The organism is Sphingobium sp. SA2 (genome assembly GCF_032227065.1).
In the GTDB taxonomy this organism is placed as follows: domain Bacteria; phylum Pseudomonadota; class Alphaproteobacteria; order Sphingomonadales; family Sphingomonadaceae; genus Sphingobium.
This window is the reverse complement of the sequence record NZ_JAPMXX010000006.1, coordinates 2,212,423-2,226,170: the sequence shown is the minus strand read 5'-3', so window position 1 is coordinate 2,226,170 and position 13,748 is coordinate 2,212,423. Positions and strand designations below refer to the sequence as shown.

Below are 13,748 nucleotides of genomic sequence, written 5' to 3'. Positions count from 1 at the left end.
AACGACAGGCCGTCGTGCAACTATCTCAAGCCTAGGGACAAAATATTAAGAAGCCGCTTCACCTGACCGATGGCAGCTGCAAGTTCAAGATATCCAAAATGGCGCAGAAGGCAGCCGCGCCAGACGGCAGGGGCTGTCGAAATGTCATCTCGCCCACCTCCTCAGCGAACCCGTGGCGGTTCGCAAGCCACGAAGCGTGAATGGCATGCCCCTCGCCTCGCGTCGGAAATGGCGAGTTACGGGACTTGTGCTTGCTCACGCCCCGCTAGGTTAACGAATTATAGCAGACTTGTTCCTATCACGCGCACTATGCGATTAGCGACGATCACGAACTGGGCCTACGGCGCGACCGTCCTGCTGACGCTCGCCTCGGCAACGACGATGCTGCTGGCGTCCGGCGCGCAGGAGAAGGAGCGTGCGGCGGTCGCGCAGCGCTACCAGCTTGATCAAGCCACCTCGAAGATTGCTGCCGAAGTATCCGCATCGAGTGACCAGGCGCGGGATTTCGTCATCACTGGCCAAGAGGCCCACCTTGCCGCCTACCGTCGCGAGGTCGAAGCCCTGCGATCGGTCGAGAATCGCGTTCGTCACCTCAAGGACAATGGCGCCTCGGCGGACGAGTTGAAGGCGCTCACCGAAGCGATACGCTGGGCCGATAGCCTTCAGGACGAGCAGGTCGACGCGATCGCTGCCTTCCAGCGTGGCGACGATGACCGTGCCCGTGCCATCCTGTTCGGCGCCGAGTATGAACGGGGCCTCGACCGCGTCGCTGGCAATATCGAGCGCTTCCAGTATCGCCTCGACCAGCGTACCGATGCCGAGGTCGCGGCCGCAACGACGATAGCCCGGATCTGGAAGACAAGTTCGGAGATGGTGCTGGGGCTTACCGGCTTTCTGTCGCTGTGCGTCCTCTACTTCATCTTCAAGCGGCGGGTGTTGCATCCGGTGGTGCGGCTGAGCGACGTCGTCAGCCGGCTCGCCAGGCAGGACTATGCCGTCGAAGCCCCGGATTACGACCAGATCGACGAGATCGGCGACATGGCCCAGGCCATCCGCATATTTCGCGAAAACGGGCTCGAACGCCAACGGCTCGAGGCCGAGCGCGCCGGGGATCAAACCATGCGTGCCTTGCTGTCGCGGATGACCCAGCGGATGCAGGGCTGCGATACTATGCACGATCTCGAACGGGTCGTCTCGGGATTCTTGCCCGAGATCGCGCCTGGGCACGCCGGCCGTCTCTATCGCCTGGACGAATCACGCAACGTCATGGTCGAACGATGCGCGTGGCTGGCACCGACTCATTCACGGGCAGAGTTTTCGCCGATGGCTTGCTGGGCTTTGCAGCGAAGCGATCTGCATCGGCCATGCGGACAATTGATCGATATTCCCTGCGACCATGTCGATCCTCAAGGCGACATTGGCGTGGCTTCGATCTGCCTGCCGCTGATCGCCCAGCGCGTCACCCTCGGGCTGCTTTATCTGGAGCCCCGCGCTGACCTTCCTGAACCCGCGAGAGAGGTCAGCGAAACCTATCTGAGGGGGCTTGCGGAAAATATCGGCCTGGCCCTTGGAAACCTGCACTTGCGCGATGCGCTTCGAGAGATGGCGATGGCCGATCCGCTGACGGGTCTCGCCAACCGCCGCCAGCTCGACATGGTACTCGAAGTTCAACTGGCAGAGGCTGATCGGCTCGGACGACCCATTAGCTGCCTGATGCTTGATGTCGACCATTTCAAGCGGTTCAACGATCAGTTCGGCCACGACGCGGGCGACGCCGTGCTCCGCGCTCTTGGCAAGATCCTGCTGACCTTGACGCGCGAGCACGGGCTTGCCTTCCGCTTTGGCGGCGAGGAGTTCTTGCTGCTGATGCCGGAACTCGACGTCGAGCAAGCCAGCCAACGCGCTGAAGACATCCGCTCCCGCGTCAATGCGTTGCGGATGCAGCATGACGGACGCGAACTGGGACCAATTACCGTCTCGATTGGCATGGCCTGCGCGCCGCTCCATTGCCCGTTCGACACGCTCGTCAAAACGGCAGATGCCGCCCTGCTTCGCGCAAAGGAAGCCGGGCGTGAACGCATCGTCGTCGCCCACACACGCCGTTCAGGACACAGTGCGGCCTGATCGTCTTCCTGTTCGCGCTGCTCAGCAAGCTCAGGTCTGACCTCGCGCACTTTCTGAACCGTCGCGGCCTGATATTGGTCGGCAGCGAGATGGTAGGCACCCCAATTGGCGGCAATGCTGCTGAGCGCGTCGATGACCGTGGCTTCGCGACCTTCGGTAGCATGTGCGTCGAGCACCATCGCGCCCACCACGCGTTTCGACAGCTTTGTGCCGGTTGCCGGGTCGCGGGCACTCAGAAAGCGACCGATCAGGGGTTCCGGAACATTCGCACGCCGCAAGAGCTGGTCTGCGGCTGTGCGTTTGATGTTCACGAGCGTGGCGAGGATTTCAATCGCCAAGCGGCGTTGGTCGAGGAGGGAAAACGTCATTCGACCTCTCCGAAGGCATCTGCGTAGAATTGCTCGATCTGGCTGGATTCCTCGTCGGTCAGGGCACCGAACTCTCGGGTCCGCGCCCGCTGGGAGAAGCGGCCGGCATTTTGCTCAAGAAACTTCTGCAGCAGCTCGATACGGGCCGCAGGCATATCGACGATCTCCTGCACAGCATCGCTGAACTGGTCGAATGCTTCTAGGAAGCGGACCTCGCGCGGAAGGTCTTCCACGATGGTCTGTTCCACGCACGCATAGAGAAACTCGGTATGCGCGGTGGCATCGAAATAGCGGTAGAAGTCGATCGTCTGGTTGAGTACCTCGACATTGCCTTCCTTGGTTCGCTGCCATTCGATCTCAGGAAGGAGGGGACGCGAATAAGTCTCGAGAACGGAGCGATAGCCGTCGAGCTGACGCAGGATCGCGGCGCTGATGGGAAACACGAGCCCTGTCGGATTGTAGTGAGCCGAGGCCAGTGCGTGGTGGATCAGCCAGCGATGGATGCGGCCGTTCCCGTCCACGAAGGGGTGGATATAGACGAAGCCAAAGGCCATGGCGGCCGCGGTAACGACGGCATCAAGGCCACCATCCAAGGTCCGTTCGGCATAAGCGACAAGACCCGTCAGCAGGCTTTCGATGTCTTCATGGCGGGCGCTGATGTGATCGGGCAGCGGTTCCCCTGTCTCGCGATCATGGACGCCGACGAAGCCGCCCTCGGTTCGCAGGCCGAGCCGAACAAAGCGGGTATCCTCGCCGATGACGACGCGCTGAAGGCGTTCGAACTCGGCGATCGTGAGCGGGTGCGTCCCTGCCTGCGCGATTGCCTGCCCCCAGCGCGCCGCGCGTGTTCCGGAGGGGCGTTCGCCCTCGATGGCGAAGGATGATTTGGAATCATTGAGAAGGAGAAAGGCGGCAGCCCGGGCGATGACGTCGCCACGGACCCTGCCAATCTCCGCGCGGGCGAGTTGGTCGAGCTGCTTGGCTGCGACGGTTTCGAGGGCATTGGTACGCCGGACCATCGGACAGAAGGCAGGCGTTCCAGGGAGGTTGTCGATGACCTTGTGGCGCGATGACACCCGGCCTTTCGCCAACGCAAACTGTAGCTTGTCGTCGATGAGCGGAACGGCCTTGACCTTGCCGGGGTCGGGAAGATCAAGCGCCTCGCCGGTGATCCATTCGTAGAGGAACCAGATACGACGGGCGAACGCGCCCGTTGGCGTCGCGAGAATGAAGTCACTTATGGTCTGCGCGCCAATGGTCGCAAAGAGGCGTGCAAGGACGCTAAGGTCGACACCCTCCCATTTGAGGGCAAATACCAACTGACCCGCGAGAGTCGCTTCGGCAAAATGTCTCGGCGTCAGGAGCGTCCAGTCGTCGGTTGAGGCGGGATGATGGCGCTCGGCGATGGCAGCAAGGTGCGGCGGCAGGGGCAGCGACAGATCATATCTCGCTATGAGCGCAGCATAGCCCTGCGGGATCGCGGACTCAGGCAAGCGCCGTCCGCGAAAATCCATCACTGCTTGCGAAGGCCACTCACCCATAAACGATCCCGTAAAAACCGCTCACTGCGGTCTAGACCAACTGCGAATATGGATCACTGGCTATGAATTTCAATCACTATCGACGACTATATGTGAATATCGATCTCCAAACATATGCTCCTTCGACCTAATTGATGCCCTGCCAGAGCGGACCGCTTCAAACTGGGCCATCAAGGAGCCTTCGGCGTCGGATCGCTTTAATCTCACAGAAGGTGGATCCGTCGCCTTACGGAGAAACGCTGAGGCCTCCAAGCTGGCGGGGGCGAGCAAACTGACTTGCTCCTGCACGGTCGCTAGACTCCGCCTGGCGGCCTACGACCAACTCAAGCCGTTCCTCTGCTAGCGCGTGAATGGCCGCTCATGCTGAAACCTGCCAATCCGTCTTTCTACCAAGCGGCCCACAGTCCAAGGATCAAGCAAAAATCGCGCTGCCCGAAGCCCCATAAATTAGAAAATTGCCTATAGACTGCGTGATAGTGCCGTTCCGCCTGTGGAACTACGAACCCACATTGCTGCCCATATTTTCCAACGTCCGCGCGATGTCCCGCAGCAACGCTTTCTGGACCTTGCCAGTCGAGGTTCTTGGCAGCAGTCTAAAAGAATAGATTCTTGGCAGCTTGAAGCCCGCTAGGCGCGCCCGACAGAAAGTGTCCAGTTCGTCCGGACCTACCTGACCGCCGTCGCGAATTTCAATGAATGCGCAAGGGATTTCTCCCCATCGGGTATCCGGCTTGGCAACGACCGCCGCATGCAGCACTGCCGGATGTTGGTGAAGAATGTCCTCCACCTCGAGCGACGAGACATTTTCACCTCCCGAAATGATGACGTCCTTCGAGCGATCGGTGATGCGCACATATCCGTCGGGGTCCAGCACCGCCAAATCTCCGGTGTGAAACCAGCCTCCATCGAACGCAGCACCGGTGGCCTCGGAGTTCTTCAAGTATCCGCTCATTGTGGCGTTTCCCCGAAACATGATCTCGCCTACCGTTTCCCCGTCGGCCGGGACAGGTTGCATCGTGTCCGGATCAAGGACGCACATCACCTCTTGAGAAATCATCGCAACGCCCTGTCGCGCGTTCAGGCGTGCGCGTTCCGAAGCAGGCAGAGCGCTCCATTCAGGCTGCTTCACGCACACCGCCGCGGGTCCGTAGACCTCTGTGAGACCGTAGACGTGGGTGAAATCGAAGCCGACACGATCGCCGCTTTCAATCATGGAACTGGGAGGTGCCGCACCGGCGACCATCCCGTCCAAACGGCGCGGCAGTACCGCGCCGGTTCGGGTCAACTCGTCGATCAGCATCGTATAAACAATGGGCGCACCGCTCATGTGCGACACATTGTGCGCCTGGATCAGATCCAGGGCGACGACAGGATCGACGCGCCTTAAGCAGATGTTAGTACCCCCCTGAGCTGCAATGGCCCACGGAAAACACCAGCCATTGCAGTGGAACATTGGCAGGGTCCAGAGATAGACGGGGTTATGCGGCATGGACCAGGTTATGATCTGCGCAAGCGCATTGAGATGCGCGCCGCGGTGGTGCGTCACGACGCCTTTGGGATCGCCGGTGGTCCCGGAGGTATAGTTGAGCGCGATGGCGTCTCGCTCGTCCTGGGGGAAATGCCATTCGAAGTCGGCGCTGCCTTCCTGCAGCAGTTCCTCATAGGTGAGCGCACCGACAAGTTCGCGCGCGCCGCAATACATCTCATCGACTACGTCGATGACAGTGGGTTGGACCTCCAGGGTGCGGAGGGCGGCGGCGACAGCCACGCTAAATTCGCAATCGACGAGGATCACCCGCGCGCCGCTATGTGCAAGCTGGAAGGCTATTTCATCAGCCTTGAGGCGGGTATTGAGGGTGTTGAGCACGGCGCCCGCCATCGGAACGCCGAAGTGCGCCTCATACATGGCCGGCGTGTTGGGCGAGAGCACGGCTACAACGTCCCCGCGGCCAATCCCGCGTTTCTGTAATGCGGAGGCAAGTTTTCGGCAGCGATCGTAGGTCTGCTGCCAGGTCCGTTCGAGCGATCCGTGGACCAGCGCGACGCGCTCTGGGTAAACAAGAGCGGCTCGCGGCAAGAATGAGAGCGGGGTCAGTGGGGTGAAATGCGCCGCCTGGTGCTGCATGGCGAAGAGTGTTCGAGTTCCATCAATCATATCGCCGGGCCAAGAGGTTAGTGTTGGAGTTGCTGCGTCCGCTCCGTCGGATTACGACGGGAGCGCACGTGATTTCGAGAGCCGACAAGAGTTCGCGCCGTGTTGCCAGCCCTTGTCCGCGCGCACCCGCCAGATTTGGCACAGCCTAGCCGCGCGCACCCGGACCAGTGTCGCGAAACCGATACTCGCGAGGCCCCATGTCGAACTCGCGCCTGAACGCTTTGCTGAAATGGCTCATGTCATTGAAACCCCAACGCAGCGCTATTTCCGTGACGCTTCTTCGGGCCAGCGCTCTCGCATCGAGATCCCGGCGGCACATCTCAAGCCTCCGCTTGCGGATCCAGTTCGATACCGTCACGCCGGTCCCGGCAAAAAGCTTGTGCAAATAGCGAACGTTGATGCCGTTATCTGCAGCGATCGTCGCGATATCGAGGTCGGCGTCGCGCAGCTTCGCCTCGATATAGGCTTTGAGGCGTGTCATCTGACGCTCACGCGGGGTGATCATCCGATCCGCATCGAGCGAACTGAGGGTCATAGCCAGGAGATCCAGAGTGGCGTTCATCACCGTGAGGGCCTCAACATCCTCGAACGTGCCCAGGTGGTGCTCAACAGACGATAGATGATCTAGGAAAAACGAGAGCAGGCCTTTATCCCGGCCAAAGGAGACGCCGACAAACTCATCTACGAAGGGAAAGACGGAGAAGACGCGATCCTTGGGGAAGATGAAATAAATCTGGCGAAACCTGGACGGAATATCCAGCGTCATCGGCCTTGCGCTGTCGGTAATCGTGAACATGCCCGCGTGCAGATCGATTACTCTGCCACCGACGTCGAGCTGCGCATCACCATCGGCGACATAGACGATCGAGAAGTCCTGCCGCGCGGTTCGCCTAGCGGCGCGGATGTCGTGCGAGCATCGCACGCCGGCATCGCCGCCGAAGGCAACCACACGGGAGTCGCAAACGGTACGGAAGCGGCTGAACGCGGGCGTTCCGACCGTCATGGGCCGCTCGATGTGCCATTCGTGTGCGGTATGCGCGGAGACCGTCGTGTCCCAGTTTCCTCGGGAAATGCCGCCGTCAAGGCGCTGCGATGTCCACATCAGTGGGTCAATAAAGCGGTCGTCCTCTGGCGCGATAGGCGCCTCTAATACAGTGGCCACGACTCTCTCCGTCTCTGACGGTGCATCCGCCCATTCTTATGCCTTTTCGGCCCTATTATCATAGATCGCTACCCGCCGCGAACGACGCCAATGCGCTCGCGCCGGGCAACCGTAGGAGGGATTCAGGCAGCTTGCGCGAACGTCGTGCGGCCTGCTTCGATCTGTTCTTCGATCCACCGCGAGTCGAGGATCATCTTCGGCTGCGCGTTTTCATCGACAAACATGACCGGCCCATGAGAGATGAAAAGCATCTCGGTATCGACGGGAAAGACTGTCGCTTCGTGGAGCGAGCCATACGGTTCGTATCCGGAATCACCGGCGGGAGCGAGTTCATCCCGGTAATTCAGTGCGCCCTTGAGGATGAGATAGTCGCAGCCGGCGAGATGAAGATGGGACGCGAATGTCCCTCCGGCCTTTCCATGAAAGATCACCGAGAAGCCGCCGGTAGAGGGATCGGTGCTGATGACCTCCATAGCCACATCATTTGCGAAGGGATTGATATCCTTGAAGAACGGCTTTTCTTTACGAGAAATGTGCATTGGGACGCTGGAACGGGATTTCATATCACTCTCCTTAGTTTATGGGGCCACAATACGCCTCTGCGGCTACGCCGCTTGGCCGGGTGACGCGAAAAACTTGTCACAGAGTGCCCTCGACTTGTGGGAGGGCGCACTCGATGCGCTCCGCTAGCGCTGTGATAAAGGCCCCGCTGGGTGCGCCGTCGATCACGCGATGATCGGTGGTCAGCGAGAGGCCGAGCTCCGGGCGCACGCCAACCTTGCCATCGTCGCCAATGAATACCGAGGGCGCTATTCGACCGACGCCAAGGATGCCGACCTGGCCGCCGTTGAGGATCGGGGTGAAATGCTCCACCCGCGTCGTGCCGAGATTGCTGATCGTGAACGTCCCGAACGACATCTCCTCGACCGTCAGCTTGCCTTCCTGCGCGCGTTTGGCCAGCGCGCGGCGAACCGAGACGACCTCTGGAAGCGATATCCCGCGCAGATCGGGCAGCGCTGGCGCTACGAGGCTGTCGCCGACCGCCATCGCGACGGAGATACGGATTTCGTCGTAGATTTGGAGCGCGCCTGCAGTCGCGGTGGCGTTGAAGCGCGGGTACTCGAGTAGGGTGTTGCGAATCGCGACAAGCAACAGATCTTCATATCCAGCTTCGACCGCCGCAGCTTTCCAGGCCTTACGGGTTGCGACGAGATGCGTCGCATCGATGCGCGCCGAGAAGGAGAGCTGGGCGGTGGTAGCCAGGCTTTCCATCATCTTGCGCGCAATCATCTTGCGCACACCTGTGATCGGGAGGGTCTGTGACGGCGACGGGATCATGCTCCGGAGATGACCCCGAGCAGGGCGCCGACGGCGACGACATCCTCGACGGTGGCGCGCTGCTCAAGGCGGCCGGCTGCGGGAGCCGCCACCTCGAAGGTCACCTTGGTGACCATGAGCTCGCAGACGACGTCTCCCTCGTCTACCTGCTCGCCTTCATCGACAAGCCAGTTCGCCAGAACAATCTCGGCGTCCTCTTCGGCCATCCCTTCGGGCACGCGAATTTCAGTGCTGCTCATAAGAAATAATCTCCAATACTGGACTTGTAACGGTTGTATAATCGCGTCCCTCCAGTCAAGCGTGGTTGGCATGGGAAGGCTGATCGCGTCGGTTAGTGCGTCGACACGTTAATCAACCTTGTGCTTGTTTTTCTCAATGCGGCGTGTCGCGCGAGGGTGTTCGTATGCCGGGAGCAGGGTTGTCTTCGCGGTCGGCATAAAGCCGCCGCATGATGGGTCTCCGCAGGCAAGGTCTTCCTATGTTTTGTGCGCAGTCTTTAAAAAGCTGCAGCCGTTAAAGCGGAATGACCTGACCCACGTCCACGGCAAGGACGCCTCAATACGTCAGATGCTGACGCGTTGAGAAGTTAAGCTGGTGAATTGGTTATGCGGTGACGCCAGCCGATGTGTTGAATGCCTCTCCTGTTTTGAGCATTGTGTGCATGATGACTGCCAGTTTGCGGGCCACAGCGACCGCGGCGCGCTTGAAGCCCAGCCGCTCGCGTAGCCTGAGGCCCCAGTCTTTGAGGCCGCTCTGGTTGCTAGCGCTGGTGCGCGTGAGAATGACCGTTGCCGCCTCGTATAAGAGGCCGCGCAGATGGTTGTCGCCTCGCCGCGAGATGTGGCCGTCATAATCCACTTCGCCTGATTGGTAACGCCGCGTGGTAAGCCCGAGCCAAGCGCCGACCGCGCGTGAAGTTTTGAAGTTTGCTGGGTCTTCGATCGCCGCAGCATAGGAGACGGCCGTGACCGCCCCGACTCCCGGGATCGTCATCAGCAGCTTGATTGCCTGGCTTTGCCGGGCTGCGGCGAGCAACTGACGATCAAGTTCAGCGGCGCGCTTGCGGATGTCGCGCCAGGCCTCCAGCAAAGGCAATATGATCTGTGCCAGGCCATCCCTGCCGTCCAGAAGCTCGCGGACATTCCCGTCGAATACACGACCTGTACCCTTGGGAACGACGATGCCAAACGTCTTCATGACCCCGCGGATCTGATTGCTCAGCTGCGTTGAGATGGTAAGCAACAGGTTGCGGGCGCCCACCAGTGTGCGGGTCAACATGGCGTCGAACGACTTCACCCGGACCGCCTTGTAAAAGCCGGCTTCTGCCAGTTGGGCCAGACCGTCAGCATCATTGGCATCAGTTTTGTTGAGCGTCTCGTTCAATATTTTCTGCGCATGACGCGCTTCGATGCAGATCGCGGGAACTCCCGCCGCCGTTAACGCATGATAGAACCAGGTCGACAATGGACCTGTCTCAAATACCACCCGCTCCGCATGCGGGGCGTGTTTGCGGACTATCTGCGCCAGGATCTGGGGATCCGATGCGCACTTGCCGCGCCAGATCCGTTTTCCATCCTGACGAATGGAGATCGCGGTATCTTTTAGTGAAACGTCAAAGCCTATATATTGTTTCATGGTTGCTCTCCGTGCGATGCTTGGGCCCGGTGCCAATCGTGAGCCCGTTTTTCCATCATATCGGGGGGCAACCACCCCTGTCAGCTATATCAAAAAGCTGATGCCCAGGATGAATCGCGCCGCGATTATCCCATGTTTTGTGCCGGTCACCTATCTCATTATGCCACCTTGGCTTCGAACGCGAGCGGGCTGATGCCGCCCAGATATGAATGGCGACGACGGGTGTTGTAGAAGCCATTGATGTACTGGAAGATGGCGGCTTCTGCCTGACGCCGCGTTGGCCAGCTCTGCCGCCAGATGAGTTCGGCCTTCAGGGATTTGAAGAAGGTCTCGACGGACGCATTGTCGTAGCAATTTCCCTTGCCGCTCATCGATGGACGCAGGCCATAGGCCTGCAGCTTTTTTTGATAGTCGTAAGAGCAATATTGGCTGCCACGATCCGAATGAAAAAAGCAGCCTTCCGGAGGCTGGCGCAGGCGCACCGCCATATCCAGCGCTCTGATCGCCAAGTCCTTCTTCATTCTGTCGCTGACTGCCCAGCCCACGACGCGACGGCTATGCAGGTCGAGAATGACGGCAAGGTAGAGCCAGCCTTCTGACGTCCAGATATAGGTGATGTCGCCGGCCCATTTACGGTTGGGCGCATCGGCGGCAAAATCGCCGTCCAGCCAGTTCGCTGCGACCCCCAGTCGATGGTGGCTATCCGTCGTAACCTTGTGCTTGCGCGTGCGGACTGGCTTGATCCCGTTGATCTTCATCAGCCGCCCGACCCGGCGCTCGCCAACATCGAGCCCCACCTCCTTCAACTCCATCGTCATGCGAGGACGGCCGTAGCTGCCAAGGCTCAGCCTGTACTGTTCTCGGATATGGGCCAGCACTTTCATATCTGTCCGCTCCCGCCTGCTAATCGGGCGCGAGCGCCAGGAACGATAGCCGCGTTCACTGACATCCATGACACGGCAGAGCAGTTCAACGGGCCAACGATGCCGCCAGCTATGCACAAAAGCGAACTTCACGGCCTTTGGCTCGCGAAGAACTGCGTGGCCTTTTTTAGCACTTCCCTCTCCTCCCGCAGCACACGGTTCTCAAGACGAAGGCGTTCATTCTCACGCGCCAGATCTGCCTGCGGCGCTGCCACCAGGTCAGATGGCCGATACTGTGACACCCATTTGCCCAGCGTCGACTTCCCTATCCCCAAATCCGATGCAACCCTGTCGCGGGGTAACCCGCTGGTCAGTGCAATCCGCACCGCCTCCTGCTTGAACTCTTCTGTGTGCTTGATCATCTCGTCGGTCTCCTGTTGCGAGCTCTAATCGCTCAGGTGACCGGCGCAAATCCGTTACAAGTCCAATACTGTGTCTACGATCTTGGTGGCCGAGGGGAGCGCCGCCTGCTCGAGCACGCGCGCGAACGGCGGCGGCATGTCGGGATAGGCGACGCGGCCTGGAGGGCTGCGCAGGTCGTGGAACCCGCGCTCGCTCACCTGCGCGATGATCTCACCCGCGACGCCGCAATTTGAATAGTCTTCATCGATGACGACGAGGCGGCCGGTGCGCTTGACCGACTTGAGGATCGTTTCGATGTCCAGCGGGACGATCGAGCGGATGTCGATGACCTCGGCGCTGATCCCCTGCGCCTTGAGCGTGTCGGCGGCGTCGATCGCCAGATGGACGGTCGAGGCCCATCCAACCAGCGTGATGTCGGTGCCTTCGCGCACGATAGCCGCTTCGCCGATCGGGATCGTGTAGAGTTCCTCGGGCACGTGCACGATGGTGCGCCTGACGGTGCCGAGCCACCCAATACCCTGGAGGCCCTTGTGGCACATGAAGATCACCGGATTGGGATCGCGCATAGCGGAAACCATCAGGCCCTTGGCGTCATAGGCGTTGGACGGCGACACAATTTTCATGCCGGGCATGTGCGCGAAGGTGGCATACAGACATTGCGAATGCTGGCCAGCATCGGAATAGCCGCCACCGACCGAGGTGGTGAGCACCATCGGACAAATGACAGCGCCGCCGGAAAAGTAGGACTGCTTGGCCGCCAGATTGTAGATCGCGTCGAAGCAAACTCCGAGAAAATCGACGAACATCAGTTCGACGATGGGCTTCATGCCCACTGCTGCAGCGCCGACGGCGGCTCCGATGAACGCCGTCTCCGAAATCGGCGTGTCGCGAATGCGCTCCGCACCGAACTCGGCAAGCAGGCCGGTCGTCATGCCGAACACGCCGCCGAACGCGCCGATGTCTTCACCCATGACGAACACCGACGGGTCGCGCCGCATCTCCTGGGCGGTGGCCTCGGTGATCGCTTTCGCGATGCTGATCTTACGCTGCTTGGCGACCTTTTGCGGGGCGAGCAGGACTGAAGTGGCTGTCATAGTTCCTCACATTCGGCAAAAACGGTAGACAGCGCGCGTGCGATCTCCGGATCGGGGCTGGCGCGAGAATAGGAGATGGCCTCATCGACCAGCCGTCGGCCGTTCTGCTCAATGGAGGCGACGACGCTCTCATCCGCGATGCTGGTATCGATCAGCATCGCGCGGAACAGCGGCAGCTCATCCTTCGCGAACAGCGCGTCCTTTTCCCCCTCGGGCCGGTAGCCCTCGACATCGCCCATGAAGTGACCCTCAAGGCGATAGGTCTCGATCTCGATCAGGGTCGGGCCTTCGCCGGCGCGCGCCCGGGCGATGGCCTCGCCCGCCGCCGCATGAACCGCGAGCGTGTCGTTGTTGGCAATGAAAACCCCCGGAATGCCATAGGCCTGCGCGCGGACGTCGTTGCGCGGCACGGCTGTCGATGCGCTCTTGGGCACCGACACCCCGTAGGCATTGTCTTCGATGATACAGACGAACGGCAGCTTCCACACGGCCGCGAGATTCATCGCCTCATGCCAGCCGCCCTGGTTGACCGCGGCTTCGCCCACATAGGCGACGGCCACATGCGGTTCGCCGCGCATCTTGAAGGCGAGCGCCGCACCAACCGCCGGACCCATGCCCTGGGCGATGATGCCCGAGCATATGAAGTTCACGGCGGGGTCGAACAAATGCATGTGGCCGGCATGGCCTCCCGAGAGGCCCGTTGACTTGCCAAGGATTTCCGCTGTCATGGCCTGCAGGTCCACGCCCTTGGCGATGGCGACATGGTGCGGGCGATGTCCCGCCGACACGAAATCCTCGGGGCCAAGATGGGCGCACACTCCCACCGCGCACGGTTCTTGGCCGTTGGAAAGATGCATCTCGCCCGGCAGGGGTCCGTTCGCCATGTTGAAGAGCGGCGTCTTTCCCTCGAGGTAGATGTCGCGGATGCATTCCTCATAATAGCGAGACATCGCCATCCGGTCGTACATCCACAGCAGGGTATCGTTGCGTGTGGTCATAAAGGATCCTTAGTAGCGGGCCGTCAGCGTGAGGCCGTATGTCCTGG

11 protein-coding genes are annotated in these 13,748 nt (G+C 60.5%); 1 reads left to right on the top strand and 10 read right to left on the bottom strand.

Annotated features, from left to right (window positions below; genetic code table 11):
- Positions 1-309 precede the first annotated feature (309 nt).
- The gene (locus tag OVY48_RS18550; RefSeq protein ID WP_313924844.1) at positions 310-2,124 is read left to right on the top strand and encodes a diguanylate cyclase; all 1,815 of its coding nucleotides are present in this window, start codon (positions 310-312) and stop codon (positions 2,122-2,124) included.
- 364 nt (positions 2,125-2,488) lie between these two features.
- On the opposite strand, the gene OVY48_RS18545 is transcribed toward OVY48_RS18550, so the two are convergent.
- The 10 genes from OVY48_RS18545 to OVY48_RS18500 form a co-directional block, all read right to left on the bottom strand.
- A complete protein-coding gene (locus tag OVY48_RS18545; protein ID WP_313923927.1) occupies positions 2,489-4,033 on the bottom strand; it encodes a Fic family protein in 1,545 nt (514 codons plus the stop codon).
- A gap of 496 nt (positions 4,034-4,529) precedes the next feature.
- Positions 4,530-6,188: an acyl-CoA synthetase gene (locus OVY48_RS18540; RefSeq protein ID WP_313923926.1), complete on the bottom strand. Its 1,659-nt coding sequence runs from the start codon at positions 6,186-6,188 to the stop codon at positions 4,530-4,532.
- Positions 6,189-6,333: 145 nt separating this feature from the next.
- Positions 6,334-7,350 (bottom strand): helix-turn-helix domain-containing protein, encoded by a 1,017-nt coding sequence (locus tag OVY48_RS18535; RefSeq protein WP_313923925.1) that lies wholly within the window; start codon positions 7,348-7,350, stop codon positions 6,334-6,336.
- Between the two features lie 122 nt (positions 7,351-7,472).
- Entirely contained in the window at positions 7,473-7,913 is a 441-nt protein-coding gene (locus OVY48_RS18530) for a cupin domain-containing protein (RefSeq protein WP_313923924.1), read from the bottom strand.
- 76 nt (positions 7,914-7,989) lie between these two features.
- On the bottom strand, positions 7,990-8,688 hold the full coding sequence (locus tag OVY48_RS18525; protein WP_313923923.1) for a 2-oxo acid dehydrogenase subunit E2: 699 nt from the start codon (positions 8,686-8,688) through the stop codon (positions 7,990-7,992).
- Positions 8,685-8,927: a lipoyl domain-containing protein gene (locus OVY48_RS18520; RefSeq protein WP_313923922.1), complete on the bottom strand. Its 243-nt coding sequence runs from the start codon at positions 8,925-8,927 to the stop codon at positions 8,685-8,687. Before OVY48_RS18520 ends, OVY48_RS18525 begins: the two co-directional genes overlap by 4 nt.
- Positions 8,928-9,291: 364 nt before the next feature.
- On the bottom strand, positions 9,292-10,323 hold the full coding sequence (locus tag OVY48_RS18515; protein WP_037473632.1) for an IS110 family transposase: 1,032 nt from the start codon (positions 10,321-10,323) through the stop codon (positions 9,292-9,294).
- Positions 10,324-10,481: 158 nt separating this feature from the next.
- Positions 10,482-11,608 (bottom strand): IS3 family transposase gene (locus tag OVY48_RS18510; protein WP_211258307.1). Its coding sequence is split into 2 segments (ribosomal slippage): positions 10,482-11,377 and positions 11,377-11,608, totalling 1,128 coding nucleotides; the frame shifts between segments, so codons are not numbered across the junction.
- 54 nt (positions 11,609-11,662) lie between these two features.
- Entirely contained in the window at positions 11,663-12,703 is a 1,041-nt protein-coding gene (locus OVY48_RS18505) for an alpha-ketoacid dehydrogenase subunit beta (protein ID WP_313923921.1), read from the bottom strand.
- The gene (locus tag OVY48_RS18500; RefSeq protein WP_313923920.1) at positions 12,700-13,701 is read right to left on the bottom strand and encodes a thiamine pyrophosphate-dependent dehydrogenase E1 component subunit alpha; all 1,002 of its coding nucleotides are present in this window, start codon (positions 13,699-13,701) and stop codon (positions 12,700-12,702) included. Before OVY48_RS18500 ends, OVY48_RS18505 begins: the two co-directional genes overlap by 4 nt.
- Positions 13,702-13,748 lie beyond the last annotated feature (47 nt).